The 22,407-nt window shown below is 62.8% G+C and carries 22 protein-coding genes; 12 read left to right on the forward strand and 10 right to left on the reverse strand.

Going from position 1 to position 22,407, the window contains the following annotated elements; translation table 11 throughout:
- Nucleotides 1–60: 60 nt before the first annotated feature.
- A complete protein-coding gene (locus tag B2J77_RS20560; protein WP_078479463.1) occupies nucleotides 61–2,916 on the forward strand; it encodes a class I adenylate cyclase in 2,856 nt (951 codons plus the stop codon).
- A 32-nt stretch (nucleotides 2,917–2,948) separates the two neighbouring features.
- On the opposite strand, the gene rnk is transcribed toward B2J77_RS20560, so the two are convergent.
- From rnk to cyaY, 3 genes are all read right to left on the reverse strand, one after another.
- A complete protein-coding gene (gene rnk, locus B2J77_RS20565; protein WP_058638197.1) occupies nucleotides 2,949–3,359 on the reverse strand; it encodes a nucleoside diphosphate kinase regulator in 411 nt (136 codons plus the stop codon).
- A 314-nt stretch (nucleotides 3,360–3,673) separates the two neighbouring features.
- On the reverse strand, nucleotides 3,674–3,895 hold the full coding sequence (locus tag B2J77_RS20570) for a DUF1289 domain-containing protein (RefSeq protein WP_058602813.1): 222 nt from the start codon (nucleotides 3,893–3,895) through the stop codon (nucleotides 3,674–3,676).
- Nucleotide 3,896: 1 nt separating this feature from the next.
- Nucleotides 3,897–4,229 (reverse strand): iron donor protein CyaY, encoded by a 333-nt coding sequence (gene cyaY / locus B2J77_RS20575; RefSeq protein ID WP_023532439.1) that lies wholly within the window; start codon nucleotides 4,227–4,229, stop codon nucleotides 3,897–3,899.
- Between the two features lie 244 nt (nucleotides 4,230–4,473).
- On the opposite strand from cyaY, the gene lptM reads away from it, so the two are divergent.
- Genes lptM through B2J77_RS20610 form a run of 6 tightly spaced genes read left to right on the forward strand, consistent with a single transcriptional unit; the run spans nucleotide 4,474 to nucleotide 9,096 of the window.
- The gene (gene lptM / locus B2J77_RS20585) at nucleotides 4,474–4,689 is read left to right on the forward strand and encodes an LPS translocon maturation chaperone LptM (RefSeq protein ID WP_058638864.1); all 216 of its coding nucleotides are present in this window, start codon (nucleotides 4,474–4,476) and stop codon (nucleotides 4,687–4,689) included.
- Between the two features lie 9 nt (nucleotides 4,690–4,698).
- Nucleotides 4,699–5,946 (forward strand): diaminopimelate decarboxylase, encoded by a 1,248-nt coding sequence (gene lysA / locus B2J77_RS20590; protein WP_058638863.1) that lies wholly within the window; start codon nucleotides 4,699–4,701, stop codon nucleotides 5,944–5,946.
- 4 nt (nucleotides 5,947–5,950) lie between these two features.
- Nucleotides 5,951–6,781, forward strand: coding sequence for a diaminopimelate epimerase (gene dapF, locus B2J77_RS20595; RefSeq protein ID WP_078479335.1), 831 nt, complete (start codon nucleotides 5,951–5,953; stop codon nucleotides 6,779–6,781).
- Nucleotides 6,782–6,794: 13 nt separating this feature from the next.
- Nucleotides 6,795–7,505, forward strand: a complete 711-nt coding sequence (locus B2J77_RS20600) for a DUF484 family protein (RefSeq protein ID WP_078479336.1) — start codon at nucleotides 6,795–6,797, stop codon at nucleotides 7,503–7,505.
- Nucleotides 7,505–8,401 (forward strand): tyrosine recombinase XerC, encoded by an 897-nt coding sequence (gene xerC / locus B2J77_RS20605; RefSeq protein WP_058602808.1) that lies wholly within the window; start codon nucleotides 7,505–7,507, stop codon nucleotides 8,399–8,401. Before B2J77_RS20600 ends, xerC begins: the two co-directional genes overlap by 1 nt.
- The gene (locus B2J77_RS20610; RefSeq protein ID WP_058602807.1) at nucleotides 8,401–9,096 is read left to right on the forward strand and encodes an HAD family hydrolase; all 696 of its coding nucleotides are present in this window, start codon (nucleotides 8,401–8,403) and stop codon (nucleotides 9,094–9,096) included. The genes xerC and B2J77_RS20610 overlap by 1 nt, the downstream gene beginning before the upstream one ends.
- A gap of 77 nt (nucleotides 9,097–9,173) precedes the next feature.
- Here B2J77_RS20610 and sutA read toward each other — a convergent pair whose 3' ends face one another.
- The 3 genes from sutA to glnK all read right to left on the reverse strand — a co-directional run bounded on the left by sutA (nucleotide 9,174) and on the right by glnK (nucleotide 11,728).
- Nucleotides 9,174–9,503 carry a transcriptional regulator SutA gene (sutA, locus tag B2J77_RS20615; RefSeq protein WP_023532471.1) on the reverse strand — a complete coding sequence of 110 codons (330 nt, stop codon included), beginning with the start codon at nucleotides 9,501–9,503 and terminating at the stop codon, nucleotides 9,174–9,176.
- Nucleotides 9,504–10,010: 507 nt separating this feature from the next.
- Nucleotides 10,011–11,342 (reverse strand): ammonium transporter, encoded by a 1,332-nt coding sequence (locus B2J77_RS20620; protein WP_058602806.1) that lies wholly within the window; start codon nucleotides 11,340–11,342, stop codon nucleotides 10,011–10,013.
- Between the two features lie 47 nt (nucleotides 11,343–11,389).
- The gene (glnK, locus tag B2J77_RS20625; RefSeq protein WP_002555808.1) at nucleotides 11,390–11,728 is read right to left on the reverse strand and encodes a P-II family nitrogen regulator; all 339 of its coding nucleotides are present in this window, start codon (nucleotides 11,726–11,728) and stop codon (nucleotides 11,390–11,392) included.
- 363 nt (nucleotides 11,729–12,091) lie between these two features.
- Between glnK and B2J77_RS20630 the strand changes: the two genes are divergently transcribed.
- Entirely contained in the window at nucleotides 12,092–12,349 is a 258-nt protein-coding gene (locus B2J77_RS20630; RefSeq protein WP_058602805.1) for an accessory factor UbiK family protein, read from the forward strand.
- Nucleotides 12,350–12,384: 35 nt separating this feature from the next.
- Here the strand turns inward: B2J77_RS20630 and B2J77_RS20635 are convergent, their stop codons facing one another.
- Entirely contained in the window at nucleotides 12,385–14,394 is a 2,010-nt protein-coding gene (locus B2J77_RS20635; protein ID WP_078479464.1) for a DUF4034 domain-containing protein, read from the reverse strand.
- Nucleotides 14,395–14,626: 232 nt separating this feature from the next.
- Between B2J77_RS20635 and B2J77_RS20640 the strand changes: the two genes are divergently transcribed.
- The 4 genes from B2J77_RS20640 (at nucleotide 14,627) to B2J77_RS20655 (ending at nucleotide 18,850) form a co-directional block, all read left to right on the forward strand.
- Nucleotides 14,627–16,117 (forward strand): YifB family Mg chelatase-like AAA ATPase, encoded by a 1,491-nt coding sequence (locus B2J77_RS20640; RefSeq protein WP_058638859.1) that lies wholly within the window; start codon nucleotides 14,627–14,629, stop codon nucleotides 16,115–16,117.
- 117 nt (nucleotides 16,118–16,234) lie between these two features.
- Nucleotides 16,235–17,011 (forward strand): alpha/beta fold hydrolase, encoded by a 777-nt coding sequence (locus B2J77_RS20645; protein WP_058638858.1) that lies wholly within the window; start codon nucleotides 16,235–16,237, stop codon nucleotides 17,009–17,011.
- Entirely contained in the window at nucleotides 17,011–17,808 is a 798-nt protein-coding gene (locus tag B2J77_RS20650) for an SDR family NAD(P)-dependent oxidoreductase (RefSeq protein ID WP_058638857.1), read from the forward strand. The genes B2J77_RS20645 and B2J77_RS20650 overlap by 1 nt, the downstream gene beginning before the upstream one ends.
- Before the next feature lie 130 nt (nucleotides 17,809–17,938).
- Complete coding sequence (locus B2J77_RS20655; RefSeq protein WP_078479337.1) at nucleotides 17,939–18,850, forward strand: LysR substrate-binding domain-containing protein; 912 nt, start codon at nucleotides 17,939–17,941, stop codon at nucleotides 18,848–18,850.
- 201 nt (nucleotides 18,851–19,051) lie between these two features.
- On the opposite strand, the gene B2J77_RS20660 is transcribed toward B2J77_RS20655, so the two are convergent.
- The 3 genes from B2J77_RS20660 to B2J77_RS20670 all read right to left on the reverse strand — a co-directional run bounded on the left by B2J77_RS20660 (nucleotide 19,052) and on the right by B2J77_RS20670 (nucleotide 22,393).
- Complete coding sequence (locus B2J77_RS20660) at nucleotides 19,052–20,893, reverse strand: amidohydrolase (RefSeq protein WP_058602800.1); 1,842 nt, start codon at nucleotides 20,891–20,893, stop codon at nucleotides 19,052–19,054.
- 77 nt (nucleotides 20,894–20,970) lie between these two features.
- Entirely contained in the window at nucleotides 20,971–21,789 is an 819-nt protein-coding gene (locus B2J77_RS20665) for an alpha/beta fold hydrolase (protein ID WP_058638855.1), read from the reverse strand.
- Between the two features lie 37 nt (nucleotides 21,790–21,826).
- Nucleotides 21,827–22,393, reverse strand: coding sequence for an antibiotic biosynthesis monooxygenase (locus B2J77_RS20670; RefSeq protein WP_078479338.1), 567 nt, complete (start codon nucleotides 22,391–22,393; stop codon nucleotides 21,827–21,829).
- Between the last annotated feature and the right edge of the window lie 14 nt (nucleotides 22,394–22,407).

Genomic DNA, 22,407 nt, shown 5'->3' on the forward strand with positions numbered 1-22,407 from the left:
GCGTGGGCCGTATCGTTCAGGCTACACTCGCCCCAGCTTCAGCGGACTGATGAGCGCAAAATGAATTGTCCCGACGAGATCCAACTGGACCTGGACAACGGGATCGACCGTAAGCAGCTGGCCACCTTGCGCGGGCGCTATCTACAGATCAACGCAGGCCGCCTGCAGCGGGCAATGGCCGGTTTGCCCTCCCGCCAGCAGCAGGTGCTGACCGTGCTGCCAGTGCTGTTCCATGTGAACCATCCGTTATTGCCCGGCTATGTTTCGTCGATGACGCCGGCAGGGATCTGCGACTTCGAGCCAAGCGGCGACCAGGTATTCGAAGCCCAGCGCCTGGCACGTGCCTTCAGCTACAAAGCCCGCGACAACACCTCTGCACGGTCCATCGACGGGCTGTTTCTAATCGGCAGCCTGGGCACGCTTGCCCAGGCTGAGGACAGCGACATCGATGTGTGGGTATGCCATACCAGCGACCTGGAGCACGAAGCGTTGGAGTCACTGCAGCGTAAATGCCAGTTGCTGGAGACCTGGGCCGCGAGCCAGGGCGCCGATACGCATTTCTTCCTGATTGACACCCAGGCGTTCGCTCAAGGCCAGCGCACAGGCCAACTCGGCACCGACGATTGCGGCACCACGCAGCATTATCTTCTGCTGGACGAGTTCTACCGCACGGCCCTCTGGTTGGCAGGTCGGACGCCACTGTGGTGGTTGGTGCCGCCCGATCAGGAGTGCGCTTACCCGGCCTACGCCCAGGCCCTGCTGGCAAAGCGTTTCGTACGCCCTGGGGAAGCGCTCGATCTGGGCCACCTGGCGCAGATCCCAGGCCACGAATTCATTGGCGCCGGGCTTTGGCAGCTGTTCAAAGGTATCGATGCCCCTCACAAGTCCTTGCTCAAACTGCTGCTGGCCGAAGCCTATGCCAGCGAATACCCCACCGTGCGGTGCCTGAGCCTTGACTACAAGCAAGCGGTGTTCGCCAATCAGCTCGACCTTGACCGTCTCGATCCTTACGTCATGGTCTACCGACGGATCGAGCGCTACCTGATACAGCGCGGTGAGCTGGCTCGGTTGGAACTGGTGCGGCGCAGCTTGTACCTGAAAGTGAACGGCAAGCTCAGCGAACAGGGGCGCGCCGAGGGCTGGCAACGCCGCCTGCTGCGCAGCCTGACCGACGCATGGGGATGGGGAGGCGCGCAGCTGGCCATGCTCGATGGACGCCCTGGCTGGGGGGTGCACCAGGTTACCCTGGAGCGCCGCGAACGGGTGGCCGAGCTCAGCCGCAGCTACCGGTTTCTGGTGCAGTTCGCACGCGCTCACGACGCGACCAGCCGCGCTGACCTGCGCGAGCTCAGCTTGTTGGGGCGGCGCCTGCAAGCGGCATTCGAACGCCGTGCAGACAAGGTGGAAATCCTCCAGGGCGACCGTGCTTGCGACCTGGCCGAACAAACCGTGACGTTGGCCCAATCACCCAGCCGCAGAGCGCCAGGCAGCCACCCCTGGGCACTCTACAGCGGTAACCTGCATGGCCATGAGATGGAACTCGCCAACCCGATCAAGCGCTGCTGGCACCTTGTGGAACTGTTGGTCTGGGCCCATTGCAATGGCGTGATAGACAGCCACACACGACTGGCGCTTCATCCGGGCATCAGCGATCTGAAAGAGCCTGAATTGCAGGGCCTGCTCGCGAGCCTGCAGCAGCTCATCGTGTTGCCGCTGCTGGCCGTCAGCGAGGTGAGGCTATTGCAGCCAAGCGCTGCCGACGATGTGCTGTTGCTGATCAACGTGGGCATCGATCCCCTGCCCCACCACCGTGAACTGGATATCCTGCTGACCACTGAACGTACCGACTCGCTCAGCTACGGTGGCCTGCGGGAAAACCTGGTATTGACGGTGGACCAGGTCACGATCAGCTCCTGGAACGAGGTGCTGGTACACCGCTACGACGGCGAGCACGCGCTGATGCGATGCCTGCGCGACTTCATCAACCTGCCGAAACAGGCAAGCGGCTGGCCCAACGTGCGGGCGCACTGCTTTGCCCAGCACCGGGCGCAGGCCATCAGTCAGCGTGTCGCCGAGCTCTTCCAGACCGCGCGGCAGTTGCACGAACAGGAGGCCCCTGGCCGTTACCTGGTGCAAGTGGCGCACCAGGTTCATGTGCTGGAGTGGCTTGGGGGCAAGGTCGTCCTCACAAGCCTGGACGATCATGATGCGCTACTCGCGTTCCTGGGCCAGGCGCGCAGCACCTACAGCCCTGTGTATCTGGACGCCAATGCCCTGGCGGACACCGATGTGGGCCTTGTGCTCGAGCAAGCCCGCCGCGACTGCGTTCAGGTCTTCTATCGACTATTCGACAACTGGGCCGAGCTCTACGTGCTGGATGAATGCAACGCCTTGTGGCACGAGCGCGTGCCGTTGCAGGACGAACCTCATCTTCTGCTGCCGCTGCAACGCTTTCTGGCATCGGTCTTGCGACGACGCGAGGCGCAGGTGCCTTATGGTGCAAGGCAAGCAGCACGCCTGGGCATCGTGTACGCGCAGCTGCTCGGGTCTGGATCAGGCAGGGCACGGGGCCTGGAGCAGCGGGCGGCACCGGATGCGGGGAACGCGCAGCCCTACTACGACGTCCAGGCCATGCTTCACGCCGACGCCGACGGTGCCACGCACGTGACCTTGTTCTGCGAAGAGCAGGAGTTCTCCGAGCTCGACCATGGGCCGAGCCTGTATGGCGTTGTGGCCCGGAAAATCATCGCTCAACGGCGAAACGCGGGCCAGTATCGGTGCTACATCACCGATCTGGATGTTTCCGGGTTGCTCGATGGCCACCATGCCACGACGCAGGTCCACCTGAACTACAAACGGACGCTTGAGCAGGCCTTGAATGAGGGGCTACGGCAGGTGCTGGCGAGCCAGGCTTAGGCACTGGCCGCGCCAGCGGTGCGTTGCAAGCACTAAAGGTCGAAATCGCCCGCCGCTTCCGGCTGGTACTCGACTTCCAGCAACTCCAGCTTGAGGGTCTTGCCCCCTGGCGCCGGCCAGTCGATCTGCTCACCCACCGACAACCCGAGCAAGGCACAGCCGATGGGCGCCAGGACCGAGACCTTGCCGTCTGGCCCGGCATCCTTGGGGTAGACCAAGGTCAGGTGGTAGTCCTTGCCACTGGCTTGCTCGCGGCAATGCACGCGCGAATTCATGGTCACCACACCTGCCGGTACCTCATCATGACCTACCACCTGCTCGGCACGGTCGAGCTCGCCGCTGAGCGCGAGCACGCCAGGGGTACTTTCGTCGAGGCTATCGAGCAGACGCTCCAGACGTTGTACATCCAAACGGGTGAGGATAAGGGAAGGCTTGGTGCTCATGATCCAGTCAGACTCCTTTGAACAGGCAGTTTTTCGATGCACAGATAAAGCGAAACCCCGCCCTGAGCGCGTAGTGCTGTTCACTTGAGATTGTTGGGGCTGCTGTGCAGCCCATCGCGGCACAAGGCCGCTCCTACAGTGTGCGCGTGACAGGTTCACGGGACTTTTGTAGGAGCGGCCTCGTGCCGCGATGGGCTGCGCAGCAGCCCTAAGTGACCAGCATTACGCCCAAAGGCGGGGTTTTCGAATGCTTTGGCGTCATCGACGCAAGCCCCGACACTACCACAGCGGGGCAAATACTCAAGCCCTTGCTATCAGTGTGCCTTACGGTCGCGAAGCGCAGTGGCCTCGCGGCAGATCTGCCGACGGCGCTCGTCATCGGCAGAGCGCCATTCGCGGATATGTTCCACATGCCGATGACAGCCGGTGCACACGCGCTGCTCGTCAAGGCGGCAGATGCTGATGCACGGCGATGGCACCGCTGGGCTGACGTTGCTGTAAAGCGGCTTGGGGGGCCGAACGGGTGCATTGCTCATGTCAGATGTCGTCGAAATCCAGCTTTTCGCCGGCTCGCTCCCACACGATGCGCTCAAGCATTTCACCTAGCAGCTCTTCGCTCTTCTCGCACACCCACTTGCCGCTCTCTTCGTCATAGTCAAAGTGGAAGCCGCCTGACCGATCGGCCAGCCACAGCTGGCGCAAAGGCTCCTGGCGGCTGAAGATCAGCTGGGCTCCACCTTCGAACTTGACGGTAAGCACCCCAGCGGAGTTCTCCATGTCCAGGTCCAGCCCGCTTTCGTCGAACAGGTCTTCCAGCGCCTGCTGGGTAGCGTCGACCAGATCATGGAAACGCGCTTCACTCAAACTCATTGCAGGAACCTCGAAATTGGCGGCGTGACAGGCAAGCCGGGCACGATACGGGCGCTGGCCGATGAATGCAAAGGTTTAGCCAGGGTCCTTGCAGGCCACTTCGCTCGCAATGCAGCCCTGACGGCAAACAGGTGCAGGTCGGCACCAAGGATAGCCTGCCCGGCGGGCCGGTACTTGCATAGGCAAGCCGCCGGTCGCTCGGTATACTCGGGCTCAATACTGCATTTTTCTAAGGATTTCATCCATGAAGCGCCTGATTTCCTCCCTCGCGGCGCTGGTCGCTGTTGCCTGCCTCGTTTCTGCATGCGGCCAGAAAGGCCCGCTGTACCTGCCCGATGACGGCAAGGACCGCAAAGACGCCCACTCGGCGCACCAGCACCAGACCAAAGCCAAGTCAGCACAGACCGAGGAGCAGCAAGACACGCTGCAGTCCGAGCCTGAGCAGTCGCCTGAGCAATAAGGGAATCGGATGAACGTCTTCAATTACCGCGACGGTGAACTGTTCGCGGAAGGGGTGTCCCTGTCGGCGATCGCCGAGCGGCACGGTACCCCCACCTACGTGTATTCGCGCGCCCACATCGAGGCCCAGTACCGCAGCTACACCGATGCCTTGCAAGGGTGTGAACACCTGGTCTGCTTCGCCGTCAAAGCCAACTCGAACCTGGGCGTGCTCAATGTACTGGCGCGCATGGGTGCAGGCTTCGACATCGTTTCAGGTGGCGAACTCGAGCGCGTGTTGGCTGCTGGCGGGCGCGCCGACCGCGTGGTGTTTTCCGGCGTGGGCAAAACCCGCGAAGACATGCGTCGTGCGCTTGAAGTGGGCGTGCATTGCTTCAACGTCGAGTCCACCGACGAGCTGGAGCGCTTGCAGCAGGTGGCCGCCGAAATGGGCAAGGTCGCGCCCGTCTCGCTGCGGGTCAACCCGGACGTGGATGCAGGTACCCACCCGTACATTTCCACCGGGCTCAAGGAAAACAAGTTCGGCATCGCCATCGCCGATGCAGAGGCCATCTACGTGCGGGCCGCTCAGTTGCCCAACCTGGACGTAGTCGGGGTCGATTGCCATATCGGTTCGCAGCTGACCACCGTGGAGCCCTTCCTCGATGCGCTGGACCGCTTGCTGGTACTGGTCGACCGCCTGGCAGAATGCGGTATCCACCTGCGCCACCTGGACCTGGGCGGCGGGGTCGGCGTGCGCTACCGCGACGAAGAACCACCGCTGGTAGCCGATTACATCCAGGCCATTCGCACGCGCCTGGGCGATCGAGACCTGGCACTGGTGTTCGAGCCGGGGCGCTATATCGTGGCCAACGCTGGCGTGCTGCTGACCCGTGTGGAGTACCTCAAGCACACCGAACACAAGGACTTCGCCATCATCGATGCGGCCATGAACGACTTGATTCGCCCAGCCCTGTACCAGGCCTGGATGGGCATCTGTGCAGTCAAGCCGCGTGAGGGCGAAGGTCGTCCGTATGACCTGGTCGGTCCGATCTGCGAAACCGGCGATTTCCTGGGCAAGGACCGAGTCCTGAACCTTGCCGAAGGTGACCTGCTGGCCGTTCAGTCAGCAGGCGCCTATGGTTTCGTGATGAGCTCCAACTACAACACCCGTGGCCGTTGCGCGGAAATACTGGTCGACGGCGACCAGGCTTTCGAAGTACGCCGCCGCGAAACCATCGCCGAATTGTACGCTGGCGAAAGCCTGCTGCCGGAGTAAGCCCATGCTGCTGCGTTTTACCAAGATGCATGGGCTGGGCAACGACTTCATGGTCCTGGACCTGGTAAGCCAGCATGCCCACATCCAGCCCAAGCACGCCAAGCAGTGGGGCGATCGCCACACGGGCATCGGCTTTGACCAGTTGCTGATCGTCGAGGCGCCAAACAACCCGGAAGTCGATTTCCGCTACCGTATCTTCAATGCCGACGGCTCCGAAGTTGAACAGTGTGGCAATGGTGCACGCTGCTTTGCGCGGTTCGTGCTCGACAAGCGCCTGACCGCCAAGAAGCGCATACGTGTGGAAACCAAGGGCGGCATCATCGTGCTGGACGTGCAGAACGACGGCCAGGTCAGTGTCGACATGGGCCCGCCACGCTTCGTCCCTGCCGACATCCCGTTCGTCGCCGACGCGCAGTCGGTGAGCTACCCGCTGGAGGTGGACGGTCAGGTGCATTCGATTGCAGCGGTGTCCATGGGCAACCCTCACGCCGTACTGCGCGTGGACGACGTGGTCAGTGCCCCTGTGCATCAGCTGGGGCCGAAGATCGAAAACCACCCGCGCTTCCCCCAGCGCGTCAATGCCGGCTTCCTGCAGGTCATTGACCGCCACCGCGCCAACTTGCGCGTGTGGGAGCGCGGTGCTGGGGAAACCCAGGCGTGTGGTACCGGGGCCTGTGCAGCTGCCGTGGCTGCCATCAGCCAGGGCTGGATGGACTCGCCCGTCTCCCTTGACCTGCCGGGCGGGCGCTTGCATATCGAGTGGGCCGGGCCAGGCAAGCCGGTGGTGATGACCGGCCCAGCCGTACGCGTCTACGAAGGACAGGTTCGATTTTAAGCGAGTAACCGTCATGACCGATCACCCCAAGGATATACCCCAGCAGGCCGCTGAGCTCAATGCCGAAGCGGTGGTCGCTTACCTGCGTGCTCATCCGACCTTCTTCACCGAGCATGATGAGCTGCTGGTCGAGCAGCACATTCCACATCAGCGCGGTGACAGTGTTTCCCTGGTCGAGCGCCAGCTCAAGTTGCTGCGCGACCGCAACATCGAGATGCGCCACCGCCTTTCGCAGTTGATGGACGTGGCCCGTGACAACGATCGGTTGTTCGACAAGACCAGACGCCTGATCCTGGACTTGCTCGACGCCACCACGTTGGAAGACGTGGTGATGGTCGTCGAGGACAGCCTGCGTCAGGAGTTCCAGGTGCCTTTCGTCAGCCTGATCCTGTTTGGCGACAACGTGGCGCCCGTGGGGCGCTGGGTCAGCAACGCCGAAGCCCAGCAAGCGATCGGCCCGCTGCTCGGTAGCGGCAAGACCGTCAGCGGCAGCCTGCGTGATCATGAGCTGGCGTTTTTGTTCGGTGAGGAGCAACGCCGCGACGTAGGCTCCAGCGCAGTGGCGACCCTGGAGCACCAGGGGCTGCATGGTGTGCTGGCCATTGGTAGCCGCGACCCGCAGCATTACAAGAGCAGTGTCGGCACGCTGTTCCTGAGCTATATCGCCGAGGTGCTGGGCCGTGTGGTCCCCCGCGTCAGCCAAAGCCTGCGCCCGGTGCGCTGATGGAGCGCCAGCTGGAGGCTTACTGCGCACACCTGCGCAATGAGCGCCAGGTTTCCGAGCACACGCTTGTGGGCTACCGTCGGGACCTGGAGAAGGTCATGGCCTACTGCAGCGAGCAGGCTATCGGGGGCTGGCAAGCCTTGCAGATTCAGCACCTGCGCCAGTTGATCGCGCGCCAGCATCACCAGGGCCAGTCTTCGCGCAGTCTGTCCAGGCTGCTATCGGCGGTGCGAGGGCTGTACCGTTACCTCAACCGCGAAAAGATCTGCCAGCACGATCCTGCCAATGGCCTGAGCGCCCCCAAGGGGGAGCGTCGATTGCCCAAGGTGCTCGACACCGACCGTGCCTTGCAACTGCTCGATGGCGGCGTGGACGATGATTTCATTGCCCTGCGCGATCAAGCCATCCTCGAATTGTTCTACTCCTCAGGCCTGCGCCTTTCGGAGCTGACCAACCTTGATCTCGACCATGTCGACCTGGCCGGTGGCCTGGTACAGGTGCTGGGCAAAGGCGGCAAAGCCCGCGTGCTGCCGGTAGGGCGCAAGGCGCGGGAGGCGCTGCAGGCGTGGTACCGCGTGCGTGGCGCCGGCAACCCCAGGGATCGCGCCGTATTCATCACTCGGCAAGGCAATCGCATCAGCCCACGCGCCGTGCAACAGCGGGTCAGGGTGGCCGGAGAACGCGAGCTGGGCCAGCATTTGCATCCGCACATGCTTCGCCATTCCTTCGCCAGCCACGTGCTGGAATCGTCCCAGGACTTGCGCGCTGTACAGGAAATGCTCGGACACGCCGACATCGGCACGACGCAAATCTATACGCACCTGGATTTCCAGCACCTGGCAACGGTGTACGACAGCGCCCATCCCAGGGCCAAACGCAGCAAAGGCACCGACTGATGAACATCAAGCTGATCACCTTCGACCTCGACGATACTCTGTGGGACACAGCGCCGGTCATTGCCAGTGCCGAGGTTGTGCTGCGCGACTGGCTTCAAGCTAATGCCCCGTTGCTGGGCGACGTGCCTGTCGAACATCTGTTCGCCATCCGTGAACGGATCGTCCTGGCAGAACCCGAGCTCAAGCACCGTATCAGCGCCTTGCGCCGCCGCGTGCTGACCCGCGCCCTCGAAGATGTAGGCTACGGCCAGACGCAGGCGCAACAATTGGCCGAACAGGGGTTCGAGGTGTTCTTGCAGGCCAGGCACAAGGTCGAGATTTTCCCGGAAGTCCAGCCGATGCTGGAATTGCTGAGCCAGCATTACGCCCTGGGCGTCATCACCAATGGCAATGCCGATGTCAGCCGGCTGGGGCTGGCCGACTATTTCCGCTTCGCCTTGTGCGCGGAGGACCTGGGTATCGGCAAGCCCGACCCTGCCCCGTTTGAAGAGGCCCTGCGGCGCAGCGGCGTGCCTGCCAGCGAAGCGGTGCACGTCGGCGATCATCCTCGCGATGACATTGCCGGTGCTCAGCGCGCCGGGCTGCGCGCTGTCTGGTTCAACCCCCAGGCCAAGGCATGGGTCGGTGAACAAGCGCCCGATGCCGAAATTCAGCGCCTGTCGCACCTGCACGAGGTGCTTGCTCGCTGGCAATGACCTCGCCGACAGCACCTCGCCGCGCAAACCAAGCATAAAAAAACCCGCAGCGACGGCGGGTTTTTCGAGGGCATCGCTTAGATAGGGCGACTGCCGTATTTGTTGTCCGGCTTCTTGGGTGGGTCGGCGACCACATTGGCCTCGACTTCCTGAACCTTGCCACCACGCGACAGGAACTCTTCCATGGCCTTGGCCAGGGCATCGCGCTCCTTTTGCTTGGCTTCCAGGCTGGGCATCTCGTCTACCGAGACAGCCGCCTTGGATTTGCCCTTGGCAGCGGGTGCAGGACTGCTGTCGTCGTCGCCAGCGTCTTCTGCAACATCATCGGCAGCCGCTTCCAGGCCGTCATCAGCCTCGTCTTCATCACCGACCTCGAGGTCATCATTTTCCAGATCGTCGTCGCTCATGTTCTACCTCATGACGTGCAAAAGCAGGTTAGTTAGAGACCAGTGCAGCCGTAGACCGGCAGCGCCTGGCGAAAATTCCACTGGCCGTGGGTTCGACCTCGGCCTTTGGGCCAACACATCTGACGGACGGCTGTACCCTGGTGGGCCTGCACGTGGCAGTGCCGCACAAAACCTGTGACCCCTGCTGGGCCACGCGCTTTTTTAGCAAGCCTGGCAAAGGCTGGCAGGGGTGATGAATGCATGATCCAACACCCTTCGGCGCGCATTCTAGCGCGCTCGCAGAAAAAGCAAAGCGCCATGAATGCCCCAACTTTTGTAAGTTTTGTACCCGTGTCACAAACAGGCGGGATAAACCGTTTGCGCGCCTGAAAATACTGGGCAAGTGATCAAAAAAAGGCAGCAGGTGAGCCACATGCCAGCCCATGCCCCGGACGCCTGCCCAGGCCGACCCCAACCACAAGACGAAAAAATGCCCGGCAAGCCGGGCACATTTCTGCAGCTTCGTTGTTACAGGTTGTAGCCGCGTTCGTTGTGCTGCGCCAGATCCAGACCAACGGCTTCTTCTTCTTCGTTGACCCGAAGCCCCATCACCAAGTCCAGGACCTTGAGGATGATGTAGGTGACGATGGCGGTGTAGGCCACGGTGAAAATCACGCCCTTGGCCTGCACCCAGACCTGCATGCCGATATCGGTGACCGCGCCGAAGCCGCCCAGCGCCGGGGCTGCGAACACACCGGTCAGAATGGCGCCGACAATACCGCCGATGCCGTGTACGCCAAATGCGTCCAAGGAGTCGTCGTAGCCGAGCTTGCGCTTGAGGCTGGTGGCGCAGAAGTAGCAGATCACGCCCGATGCGAGGCCGATGACCAGGGCGCCCATCGGCCCCACCGTGCCCGCTGCCGGCGTAATGGCGACCAGGCCCGCGACCACGCCCGATGCGATACCCAGCGCACTGGGCTTACCGTGACCGATCCATTCGGCAAACATCCAGCCCAACGCCGCAGCAGCCGTGGCGATCTGGGTGACCAGCATGGCCATGCCTGCAGTGCCGTTGGCCGCAGCCGCCGAACCCGCGTTGAAACCGAACCAGCCGATCCACAGCATGGCCGCGCCCATCAGCGTGTAGCCCAGGTTGTGCGGTGCCATGGGTGTGGTCGGGTAGCCTTTGCGCTTGCCCAGCACCAGGCAGCAGACCAGGCCTGCGATACCGGCATTGATGTGCACGACGGTGCCACCCGCGAAGTCCAGCACGCCCCAGTCCCACATCAGGGCACCGTCACCGCTCCACACCATATGGGCGATCGGCGCATACACGAGGGTGAACCAGATGCCCATGAACACCAGCATGGCCGAAAACTTCATGCGCTCGGCGAAGGCGCCCACGATCAAGGCCGGTGTGATGATGGCGAACGTCATCTGGAAGGTGATGAACACCGCTTCGGGGAACAGCGCCGTGGCCGAGGTCAGGCTGTCAGGCGTCACGCCGCTGAGAAATGCCTTGGAGAAGCCGCCGACGAAGGAATTGAAGTTGAGAACGCCCTTCTCCATACCGGTGGTATCGAAGGCCATGCTGTACCCGTAGACGACCCAGAGAATGCTCATCAAGCCAGTGATGGCGAAGCACTGCATCATCACCGACAACACGTTTTTCGAGCGCACCATGCCGCCATAGAACAGCGCCAGGCCTGGGATGGTCATGAACAGCACGAGCGCCGTGGCGGTGAGCATCCAGGCGGTGTCGCCGGAGTTGAGTGCTGGCGCGGCCTCCTCTGCAAGGGCAAGCCCTGGCATGACGAAGGACAATAGGGCTCCTAGCCCTGCGATCTTACGCAGAGTCATATTGTTTTCTCCTGGGGCGTTGGGTTTGGTGAGGCTTGTGTTGCTGCTTAGATCGCGTCGGTATCGGTCTCGCCGGTACGGATGCGGATCGCCTGCTCCAGATTCACCACGAAGATCTTGCCGTCACCGATCTTGCCGGTGTTGGCAGCCTTGGTGATGGCCTCGATTACCCGATCCAGGTCTTTGTCATCGATGGCAACATCGATCTTCACCTTGGGCAGGAAATCGACCACGTATTCGGCACCGCGATACAGTTCGGTGTGACCCTTTTGACGCCCGAAGCCTTTGACTTCGGTGACGGTGATGCCCTGCACGCCGATTTCCGACAGTGACTCGCGCACGTCGTCCAGCTTGAACGGCTTGATGATGGCTGTGACTAGCTTCATGAAACTCTCTCCCGATTTGGTGGACTTGCCCCAGGAAAACAAACCCGTCTCAAGTCTAAGCGCAGCGGTTGCCTTTTGTAACGCGTCGTCGGCATGCGCACTGCCTGGTCACAAGGAACTGCATCAGTGCATGGCTCGCTTAGCACTTTGCAGAAACCTTGCCAGGTTTGTGAAAGCCAGCAAAATCAGACCTTTGGTCACATTGCACGGCTTTGGCCCATCGCCACTACCCAGCCTGTGCACTCATACGGTGCGAGGCCGACTCTGCCATTGCGCGAAAAATGTGCAACGCCGCCTTGTCATTGGAGGCATCGGGGTGCGTGGTACACTGGCCGCCATTTCCCGACACCGGTGGACACCTTCATGCTCGCGCCCAAAGCCCTTCTCGATGCCCTGAGCGACCAGGCCTCGCGCCTGTTCAGCAGCGACAACACCCAGCCTCGGGCCGAGCTGGAAAGCCAGTTCAAGGCCCTGATGCAGGGCGCTTTGAGCAAGCTCGACGTGGTCAGCCGCGAGGAATTCGATAGTCAGATGGTTGTGCTGGCACGCACCCGGACTCGCCTGGAGGCGCTGGAAAAACAAGTCGCCGAACTCGAAGCGCGCCTGGAAGCTAAACGCTGACGCCTAGGCTGAGTGAATCAGCCTCTTATCAGGTTTCAGCGCGCTTCAAGCCTGCGGGCCGGTCGATCCAGGCCAGGTTTGGGCGGCAGTTCGCTGGGGCGTAGGGTGCCCCGGAACAATGCAGCACCGTATTGCGTGAACAGGGTGCGTACCCTGTTATGCGAATTGAGGACTTCGGCGTGAATGTCTTCGATGGCAGTGTCGCCAGGTCGCAGACTCGCCGCGTGGGTCACCCACTCGATGGCTGCGTAGCGGCTTTGCCTGCGTGTACCTTGCCCCTGCATCCAGGCAAGCCCCAGCTCGGCACTGGCACGCGCCGCAATAGCGCTGTCCGGGTGTTCCACCAGGCTGAGCAAGTAGGCGACCGCCTCGGCTCGCTCACGCGGCTGGCCAAACTGGCGCAGCAATATGCCCAGGTGCAACCGTGCGCAGGCATTGGTCTGAGCATTGCCCAGGGCGTCTATCAACAGGCACCTGACCTCAAGCACCTTGTCTCGATCACCAAAGTTCGTCCCCCCTTGCATCTGCAGGCAGGCCAACCGGTATTTGGCTTGGCGACTGCCCGTCTGAACGGCGCGCAGCAACCATTGCTCAGCCACTTCACGGTCCAGATATCGCCCAGGGGTATCGTTCCACTCACCCTGGTGCAGTTCGAACAGGCTCAACGCCGCACCTGACAGGGCTTGCTCGGCGCCGCCCTGAAGCAAAAAGTAGGCGACCTCATGCCGACCGTAGGACCAGAGCAAGCGGGACAGTTCCAGGATTTTCAGGCCCGGCGCCTGGCCCGCCCGCTGGCGCTTGATCGCAATCGCCAGCCAGCGCTTGGCTTGATCGCCGCTGCGCGCCAGGCCCCACAAGCCAAAGTGATGACCCGCGGCCCGCAGCGCACAGGCAGCGGCGTGAGAGCGGCCATCGCTCAGGCGAAGGATCGCGGTATTGAGCAATGCCTGTTCGCGCGCGGGCGTGCTCGTCAAAGCCGTGATGACCAAATGCCGAAGCGGCGGCCCCAGCGCCTGGATGCCGCCCAGGTCGGCAGGGCATGCAAGGCTCTGGGTAAAATCGGCCAGTGCCTTGTCGTGATCGCGCAAAACGCTCGCCTGCAAGGCACCGCGCCATGCCAGCATCACGGCAGTATCCCTGGGCCGCAGTGGTCGCACAGCCCAGTCTTCGAACAACTGCTGGTACTTGGCCACGGCGCTTGGGCGCTCGGCACTCGGAAGTTTCAAGCGTGCCTCGACGGCCATCCATCGCAGTGCATTGCGCAACGGCTCGCTCCAGCCCCGGCAGGGCGGCGTGTTGACCAACCGCTCGACGGACTCGACTTGCCCACGCCGGTCCTGCAACAGATACAACGCATGGGCCTTGATGGCCTCGAAGCAGCCCGGCCGTGCGGCCAATGCCTGGCTCAGCCAATAGGCCTGCGGTTCCTGGCGCTCGGTGCGCGGCGCGAGCCCATCGGGCAACATCCGAGGCAGCTCGGCCAAGGGCATCACCCCATGCCTGACCAAATACGGCGCCGCAGCCTCCTGCACCTCTACATCCGCACGTGCACTGGGCCTGAAGCGGGCAGGCTGTTCATTGAACAGCTCCATCAGCCAGCCCGGCTCGCGGAACCTGGCACTGAGCAACTGCAAGCCTATGGAGGCCGCAACCGGTCGCTCCGAACGGGCCAGGGCTTTGAGTAAATGGGCAGTGGCGGTTTCGCACATTTGCTCTATCGCCAGCCAGCGTGCCGGTGTGCGGGCGCCGCCCTGGTCCACCTGGCAGGCACGGTTGAGGCAATAGAAGCCCATGACGACCTGCGGGTGATAGGCTCTGGGGCAGGCATCGATCCAGGCCCGAAGGACCTGGCTCAGCGCCCTGTCCCCCTGGTCCGGGTCGATCAGCAGATGGCGCTCGACAGCTGAGAGGTAAGCCGGGAACTCGCCCGGAGGGGCTTGGTGCCAGCGGGCCTCCAGGGAATCGAAATAGCGGTTGAGCTCGACGAACGCATTGGTCTGAACCAGTTCGCGAATAACCTCACGGGTGTGGGTGAGCGTTTGCACAGCGCAATACCTCAAGTCCATTTCAAGGTCGAAGCGGTGCCATCCCATGGCATCGGTGGTTTGCTTGAACAACACTAAGCCAAAGAAGGTCGCTGCGCAAAGCTATTGGATCCATTTCCAGGCGCTACTTAGGCGGAAATGATCAGAAGCACACTGGTACCCCCACCGCCATCCTGGCTCGCTATGCTTGGTCCATCCGCAGGAAGCGGTCTTGGCAGCGAATGGAGCGCCCATGTCTTTAGCCCTTGTCCACAGCCGCGCCCAGGTAGGCGTACAGGCCCCGGCCGTCAGCGTCGAAACCCATTTGGCCAATGGCTTGCCTCATCTCACATTAGTCGGTTTGCCCGAAACCACGGTCAAGGAAAGCAAGGACCGCGTGCGCAGTGCCATCGTCAACAGTGGCTTGAATTACCCTGCGCGGCGCATCACGCAAAACCTCGCACCCGCCGACCTGCCCAAGGACGGTGGCCGCTATGACCTGGCCATCGCCTTGGGCATCCTGGCGGCCGACGCCCAGGTGCCCGTTGGTGCCCTGACCGAGCTCGAATGCCTGGGCGAGCTGGCGCTGTCGGGCACGTTGCGGCCGGTGCAGGGCGTCTTGCCCGCAGCACTCGCCGCACGCGAGGCTGGCCGAGCGCTGGTAGTACCCCGTGAAAATGCCGAGGAAGCCAGCCTTGCCAGCGGTTTGGTGGTGTATGCCGTCGGCCATCTATTGGAGCTGGTGGCCCATCTGAACGGGCAGGTACCGCTACCTGCCTATGCCGCCAATGGCTTGCTCCTGGACCCTCGCCCCTATCCCGACCTGAGCGAGGTGCAGGGGCAACTGGCCGCCAAACGCGCGCTGCTACTGGCCGCTGCCGGGGCGCACAACCTGCTCTTCACCGGGCCGCCGGGCACTGGCAAAACCTTGTTGGCCAGCCGCCTGCCGGGCCTGCTGCCACCGCTGGATGAGCATGAAGCCCTGGAAGTCGCCGCCATCCAGTCGGTCAGCGGCCACACCCCGCTGAGCAGCTGGCCACAGCGACCGTTTCGCCATCCTCACCATTCCGCCTCCGGGCCTGCGCTGGTGGGTGGCGGAAGCCGGCCGCAGCCCGGGGAAATCACCTTGGCCCACCACGGGGTGCTGTTTCTGGACGAGTTGCCCGAATTCGAGCGCCGGGTACTTGAAGTGCTGCGTGAACCCTTGGAATCTGGCGAGATCGTGATCGCCAGGGCGCGGGATAAAGTGCGCTTCCCTGCCCGCTTTCAGTTAGTCGCCGCCATGAACCCCTGCCCCTGCGGCTACTTGGGCGACCCCACAGGGCGATGCCGTTGCAGCACCGAACAAATCTCCCGTTATCGCAATAAACTGTCAGGCCCGCTGCTGGACCGGATCGACTTGCACCTGACCGTGGCGCGCGAGAGCACCACACTCAACAATCGGCCCTGCGGGCAAAGCAGTGCCGACGTCGCCCTCCAGGTCGCGCACGCCCGGGACGTGCAACAGCGTCGGCAAGGGTGCGCCAATGCATTCCTCGACCTGGACGGGCTGCGCCAGCACTGTAGCTTGGCAGCACCTGATCAGGCTTGGCTGGAAGGCGCCTGTGAACGGCTGACGCTGTCGCTGCGAGCAGCACACCGATTGCTCAAGGTCGCCAGGACACTGGCAGACCTTGAGGGATGCACGGCGATTGGCCGGGCGCATCTGGCCGAGGCCCTGCAGTACCGTCCTGGGGGTGGCTGAAAGGAAACCTGGATGCCCACCCCGCAGAAACAATGCTGCCCAGTGCCCGCAGCGCCTGAATGAACTTCCCCACCCGCTTCGCTTTCCATCTATAAAGCGAACGACTTCAGGTGCTCGATGCTCCCATACAGCCAGCAAGGCCGCGGTCCCGTTACCTTCGTGTTGATGCATTTTCTGGGCGGCTCGCACCGAACATGGTCCGCCACCCTCCCTTACCTGGACCGAGCGCATGCTTGCGTCGCCCTGAACACACCCGGGTACGGCGATGCCAATGCCGTCACCGGCTATACCGTCGACGAAATGGCCGACCAGGTCGATGCCAGCATCCGGGAGCTTGGGCTCAAGCACTGCATCCTTGTTGGCCACTCGATGACCGGAAAAGTCGCGGTCGTGCTGGCCGCTCGCCGCCCGGACTACCTTCAGGGCCTGATCCTGGTCGCCCCATCACCCCCTGGCCCCCAGCCGATGAGCGATGAAGACCGCGACCAGCAACGGGCCTACACCGCCAGCCGGGAGCAAGCCGAAGCCTTCGTCGACGACTCGAGCTACCACAGGCTGCCCGATGCCCTGCGCGAAGTCGCCATCGCCGACGCCCAGGCCGTCAACCTCGACGCCTGGCGTGCCTGGGTCGATCACGGCAGCCGCGAGGACTGGAGCGATCGCATCGGCCTGCTGCCCTATCCGGCCCTGCTGATCTGCGGCGCCGATGACCAGCAGGTGCCCGACGCCCAAGAGCAGCAACGGACGACCTTGTCGCACTTCCCTAACAGCACTGTGCTTACCCTGCCTGGTGCGGGGCACCTGATGCCTTACCAGACCCCTCAGGCATTGGCCGAGCCGATGCTTGATTTCGCAAGACCTATCGCTGCTGAACTTTCCCTGGGAGATCGTTGATGGATTTAGGTTTGAAAAACCGTGTGGCCCTGATCAGCGGCGCAGCTGGCGGTATTGGCCTGGCCACCGCTCGCCTACTGGCCGAGGAAGGTGTGAAGCTGGTGTTGACGGATATCGACCGAGGTAAGCTCGAAGATGCCGTCAAGGCGTTGGGTGGTGACCCATTGCTCATCGCGGCGGACATGACCCGCCAGGACGAGGTGAACAACTTGGTCCGGCAAGCCGAAGAGCGTTTTGGCCAGGTGGACATCGTGGTGCATACCACGGGGGTAACAGGCGCCAAGGGTGACCCGCTGGAAATGAAGGACGAGGATTACCAGGAAGCCTGGGATACCGACTTCTTCACCGCCGTGCGGGTGGCGCGGGCCACCCTTCCGGCGATGCGCAAGCGAGGCTGGGGACGGTTGGTGTGCATCACCTCCGAGAACGCCGTGCAGCCTTACTGGGAGGAGGCGGTGTACAACGTCGCCAAGGCTGCACTGGCCGCGTTCATCAAGAACCTGTCCTACAAAGAGGCGGCGCATGGGGTGCTGTGCAACACGGTGTCGCCGGCCTTCATCGAAACCAACATGACCGATGGCATGATGAAACAGCGCGCCGAAGAGAAAGGCGTGAGCTTCGAGGAGGCCATCGAAAGCTTCCTGGAAGAGGAACGGCCCGGCATCGTGCAGAAGCGTCGAGGCAAGCCTGAAGAGGTCGCGGCCGCGATCGCGCTGCTGGTTTCGGAGCGGGCTTCGTTCATCAATGGCAGCAACCTGCGGGTCGATGGCGGCTCGGTGCAAAGCGTCCAGAACTGAACCAGCACGGGCGCTCGGGCCGGGGCGGGCCCGAGCGCGCTCCGCGCCCCAAGCGCCAGATCCACCATCCAGCCGCCAGGAACGTTAAACTGCGCAGGCCGCCCTTGGCGGGTTCTGTGGAGACGCATTCTTGGAAGACCTCAACTCACTCTACTACTTCACCCAAGTGGTCGAGCACGGTGGCTTCGCCCCGGCGGGTCGGGCGCTGAACATGCCCAAGTCGAAACTCAGCCGACGCATTGCCGACCTCGAAGAGCGTCTGGGCGTGCGCTTGCTGCAGCGCACCAGCCGCCACTTCGCACTGACCGAGATCGGCCAGGCCTATTACAACCGTTGCCTGGCCATGCGCGTCGAAGCCGAGGGTGCTGCCGAGATCATCGAGCGCAACCGCAGCGAGCCCCGAGGGCTGGTGCGTATCAGTTGCCCGACCACCCTGCTCAACGCCTGGGTCGGGCCGATGTTGACGCGCTACATGCTCAAGTACCCGCAGGTGGAGCTGTTCATCGAAAGCACCAACCGGCGCGTCGATCTCTTGCATGAAGGCTTCGACATCGCCCTGCGTGTTCGTTTTCCGCCGCTGGAAAACACGGACATGGTGATGAAGGTGCTGAGCGACAGCACCCAGTGTCTGGTGGGCCATCCTTGCTACCTGGCGCAATTGCCAGACGGTTTCGATCCTCAGTTGCTGGGCGCGCTGCCCAGCCTGCATTGGGGCAGCGCCCAGCGGGAGTATCACTGGGAGCTGTCCCAGGGCGGTGACAACAACCAGAGCATCGTCATCCCGCACACGCCGCGCATGGTCACCGACGACCTGTTTGCCCTGCGCCACTTCGTGGTTGCGGGTATCGGCATTGCGCACCTGCCACGCGTGGCTGTGCGTGACGACCTGGCAGCAGGCCGCCTGGTGGAGTTGCTGCCAGGCTGGTACCCGCGCAGTGGCATCGTGCATGCGATCTTCCCCTCACGACGCGGCTTGCTGCCCTCGGTGCGTGCATTGATCGATCACCTGGCGGACGAATTTGCGCTTTGCGACATGGCTTGAGGTTCGAACCGGTAAGGTTCATGGCGGGCGCGCGACATTGTCCCGCCGCTTCAGTTACAAGGCAGTGAACGGCTGCGGGTAACCGGATGCTTTGGCCCACAACCTGTCTATCGGAATGTCGCCATGGGACGCTAAGCCGTTCAAAACCTTGCGCGTTGTATCTGAAATGCTGGGGCTGCTGCACAGCCCTCAGAATCGGGCCTAGAACGCAAAGCACGAGCAACCCAGCGCGCCCCAGAACCCCTGGAAGTCATTGACCGGCACGCTGGAATGCCGGGCCTTTTCATGGCTGTGGGCGTGGACACCGCACGGGCCCGAGCACTGGTGTGCCATGCCGACCAGCGAGGGGGTGCCCACGCGCCAGTGGCCAGGCACCTTGGCGACCGGTGACCACTCAGGCAACACCGGCACCTGGGGTGGCCCTAACGTGTCGAACTCGGCGGCGCCGTACACGACCTTGCCGTCCACCACGGTGAGCACCGACTCGATACCCTTGATCGCCTCTTCCTCCACCGAGAAGAAATCCAGCGACAGCGCCGCCAGGTCGGCGAGCTGACCGACCTTGATCTGCCCCTTCTTGCCCTGCTCACTGGAGAACCAGGCACTGCCCTGGGTGAACAGCTGCAAGGCCGTGTCCCGGCTCAGTCCTTCGGGATACAGCGCCATGCCGCCAACGGTCTTGCCGCTGACCAGCCAGTACAGCGAAGTCCACGGGTTGTAGCTGGACACGCGGGTCGCATCGGTACCCGCCCCTACTGGCACACCCATCTCCAGCATGCGCTTGATCGGCGGCGTCTGCTGCGCCGCTTGGGCGCCATAGCGGTCGACGAAATACTCGCCCTGGAAGGCCATGCGGTCCTGAATGGCAATGCCGCCACCCAAGGCGCGTACCCGCTCGATGTTGCGGGGCGTGATGGTTTCGGCATGGTCGAAGAACCACGGCAAGCCATTGAACGGTACGTCGCGGTTGACCTTCTCGAACACATCGAGCATGCGCGTGATCGACTCGTCATAGGTCGCATGCAGGCGGAACGGCCAGCGTTGCTCGACCAGGTGTCGCACCACCGGCTCCAGTTCCTGCTCCATGGTCTGCGGCAGGTCCGGGCGCGGTTCCAGGAAGTCTTCGAAGTCGGCAGCCGAGAACACCAGCATTTCGCCTGCACCGTTGTGACGCAGGAAATCGGTGCCGCTGTGCAACTTGACGCTGGCCGTCCATTTGCGGAAATCGTCCAGCTCTTCCTTGGGCTTCTGGGTGAACAGGTTGTAGGCGATGCGCACCGTCAGCTGACCGTTGTCGGCCAGCTCCTGGATCACCGAATAATCGTCCGGGAAATTCTGGTAGCCGCCACCGGCATCGATGGCACTGGTCAGCCCCAATCGATTCAGTTCGCGCATGAACTGGCGTGTGGAGTTGACCTGGTATTCGAGAGGCAGCTTGGGGCCTTTTGCCAGCGTGGCGTAGAGAATCATGGCATTCGGCCGCGCGATCAGCATGCCCGTCGGGTTGCCGAATTTGTCACGCTGGATTTCCCCCCCAGGTGGATTGGGCGTGGTCTTGTCATAGCCCACAGCCTTGAGCGCTGCACGATTGAGTAATGCCCGGTCGTACAGGTGCAGCAGGAACACCGGGGTATCAGGCGCAGCCTGGTTGATTTCCTCAAGGGTGGGCATGCGTTTTTCGGCGAACTGGAACTCATTCCAGCCACCCACGACCCTGACCCATTGCGGGGTCGGCGTACGTGCGGCTTGGTCCTTGAGCATGCGCAGGGCATCGGCCACCGACGGAACCCCTTCCCAACGCAGCTCCAGGTTGTAGTTGAGGCCCCCGCGGATCAGGTGCAGGTGCGAGTCGTTGAGCCCGGGAATGACGGTGCGCTGGCGCAGGTCCACAAGCTGGGTGGCCGTTGCTTTGTGGGCCATGGCCTCGGCATCGCTGCCCACGGCGATGAAACGACCGTCCTTGATGGCTACGGCGGTGGCGTTGGGGTTCTCGCGGTCGACGGTGTGCAGCTTGCCGTTGAACAGAATCAGATCAGCGCCCATGGGGCCTCCTTGGAATGGGTAGCAAATTCATACGTCAGGCGCAGCGGCGGCGTGGCGACGCCGCCTGCCCGTCTGGCTCAACGCTGGAGAAACGCCAGCAGGTCTTCGTTCAGTTGTTGCGCATGGGTCACAGCAAACCCATGCGGCGCACCGGCATACACTTTCAGCTCGGCGCCGGCGATCAGCTGCGCCGCGCGCTTGCCGGTGGTCTCGAAAGGCACGACCTGGTCGGCATCGCCGTGAATCACCAAGGTCGGCACATCGACCTGGGTCAGGTCCTGACGGAAATCGGTTTGCGAGAATGCCGTCACGCAGTCCAACGTCGCCTTGAGCGAGGCCAGCAGCGCGATGTTCAAGGTCTGCGTCTGTACGCCTTGGGACACCTGCTGGCCCTGGTTAAGCCCGTAAAACGGGGCAGCGAAGTCGGCGATGAACTGAGCGCGGTCGGCCCGCAACCCGGCCTCGATCCCTTCGAACACCGACAGATCCACCCCGTCCGGATTATCTGGGCGCTTGCCGAACACAGGCGTCACGGCTCCCAGCAGCACCAGACCGGCCACCCGCCCGGTACCGTGGCGACCGATATAGCGGCTGACATCACCGCCTCCCATCGAAAAGCCCACCAGGGTGACCTCATGCAGGTCCAGGTGCTCGATCAGTTGCGCGATGTCATCGGCGAAGGTGTCATAGTCGTAGCCGGTCCACGGCTGGCTCGACCGACCAAAGCCACGGCGGTCGAAGGCGATGGCCCGGTAGCCGCGGCTGGCCAGGTACTCCATCTGCGTGTCCCACATGTCGGCATCCAGCGGCCAGCCATGGCTGAACAGCACCGGCTTGCCAGTACCCCAGTCCTTGAAATAGATCGAGGTGCCATCACGCGTTTGGAACGTGCTCATATCGGTATCTCCTAGCGGTACGTGGAAAAGGGCTTGTTCAGCCGCGCAGCCAATGGGCGCAACGGCGGGTGACCCAGGGCATGATGTAGAACACCACAGGCAGGATGACGAACAGGTTACCGATCAGGGTGCCTCTGACCGGCCCAGCCAGCTGTGGAAAACGTTCGAAGAGCGGGACCAGCAGGTGCGGGACCACCAACGTCATCGGGCAGATCACCAGGTACGTCAGCACCGCCTGTTTCCAACGCGGCGGTGGTACGGCGCCGGTGCCGGGTGGGGTGAACCAGAACTCCGGGTCCTCATGGACCTGTGGGCTGTCACCACCGTCGAGCAGCGGCAGCACGTCCCGGATCATCGCCTGGCGTTCTGCTGAATTGACCCACGCCTGCAACAATTCGGCATTGGCGAACCGGACCACGGTGGTGAAGTGTAGACCGCCCTGGTCGGGTCGAATGACGTTGACGTCCAGGTGCCCCGCCTGGCGGCGGGCGGTGCCGACCGCGTGCTTGAGCCACACTTCGTAGTCGCTCAGTGACGCGGCGCGGACCTTGTGCTGGATCACCAGGGTAACCACATTGCGGTTGTCTTGGGCGGCGGTGTTCATCTGCATTCCTTGGG

Origin of the sequence: Pseudomonas parafulva (assembly GCF_002021815.1) — a bacterium.
Classification (GTDB): Bacteria; Pseudomonadota; Gammaproteobacteria; order Pseudomonadales; family Pseudomonadaceae; genus Aquipseudomonas; species Aquipseudomonas parafulva_B.

Excerpts from the sequence above, each read along its gene's own strand:
- B2J77_RS20600 (WP_078479336.1), top strand. The coding sequence starts at position 6,795 with ATGACCGATCACCCCAAGGATATACCCCAGCAGGCCGCTGAGCTCAAT.
- rnk (WP_058638197.1), bottom strand. The coding sequence starts at position 3,359 with ATGAGCACCAAGCCTTCCCTTATCCTCACCCGTTTGGATGTACAACGT.
- B2J77_RS20660 (WP_058602800.1), bottom strand. The coding sequence starts at position 20,893 with ATGGGCGCTGATCTGATTCTGTTCAACGGCAAGCTGCACACCGTCGAC.
- dapF (WP_078479335.1), top strand. The coding sequence starts at position 5,951 with ATGCTGCTGCGTTTTACCAAGATGCATGGGCTGGGCAACGACTTCATG.
- B2J77_RS20650 (WP_058638857.1), top strand. The coding sequence starts at position 17,011 with ATGGATTTAGGTTTGAAAAACCGTGTGGCCCTGATCAGCGGCGCAGCT.
- B2J77_RS20645 (WP_058638858.1), top strand. The coding sequence starts at position 16,235 with ATGCTCCCATACAGCCAGCAAGGCCGCGGTCCCGTTACCTTCGTGTTG.
- glnK (WP_002555808.1), bottom strand. The coding sequence starts at position 11,728 with ATGAAGCTAGTCACAGCCATCATCAAGCCGTTCAAGCTGGACGACGTG.
- B2J77_RS20665 (WP_058638855.1), bottom strand. The coding sequence starts at position 21,789 with ATGAGCACGTTCCAAACGCGTGATGGCACCTCGATCTATTTCAAGGAC.
- B2J77_RS20570 (WP_058602813.1), bottom strand. The coding sequence starts at position 3,895 with ATGAGCAATGCACCCGTTCGGCCCCCCAAGCCGCTTTACAGCAACGTC.
- B2J77_RS20610 (WP_058602807.1), top strand. The coding sequence starts at position 8,401 with ATGAACATCAAGCTGATCACCTTCGACCTCGACGATACTCTGTGGGAC.
- B2J77_RS20670 (WP_078479338.1), bottom strand. The coding sequence starts at position 22,393 with ATGAACACCGCCGCCCAAGACAACCGCAATGTGGTTACCCTGGTGATC.
- B2J77_RS20640 (WP_058638859.1), top strand. The coding sequence starts at position 14,627 with ATGTCTTTAGCCCTTGTCCACAGCCGCGCCCAGGTAGGCGTACAGGCC.
- lysA (WP_058638863.1), top strand. The coding sequence starts at position 4,699 with ATGAACGTCTTCAATTACCGCGACGGTGAACTGTTCGCGGAAGGGGTG.
- B2J77_RS20620 (WP_058602806.1), bottom strand. The coding sequence starts at position 11,342 with ATGACTCTGCGTAAGATCGCAGGGCTAGGAGCCCTATTGTCCTTCGTC.
- xerC (WP_058602808.1), top strand. The coding sequence starts at position 7,505 with ATGGAGCGCCAGCTGGAGGCTTACTGCGCACACCTGCGCAATGAGCGC.
- sutA (WP_023532471.1), bottom strand. The coding sequence starts at position 9,503 with ATGAGCGACGACGATCTGGAAAATGATGACCTCGAGGTCGGTGATGAA.
- lptM (WP_058638864.1), top strand. The coding sequence starts at position 4,474 with ATGAAGCGCCTGATTTCCTCCCTCGCGGCGCTGGTCGCTGTTGCCTGC.
- B2J77_RS20560 (WP_078479463.1), top strand. The coding sequence starts at position 61 with ATGAATTGTCCCGACGAGATCCAACTGGACCTGGACAACGGGATCGAC.
- cyaY (WP_023532439.1), bottom strand. The coding sequence starts at position 4,229 with ATGAGTTTGAGTGAAGCGCGTTTCCATGATCTGGTCGACGCTACCCAG.
- B2J77_RS20630 (WP_058602805.1), top strand. The coding sequence starts at position 12,092 with ATGCTCGCGCCCAAAGCCCTTCTCGATGCCCTGAGCGACCAGGCCTCG.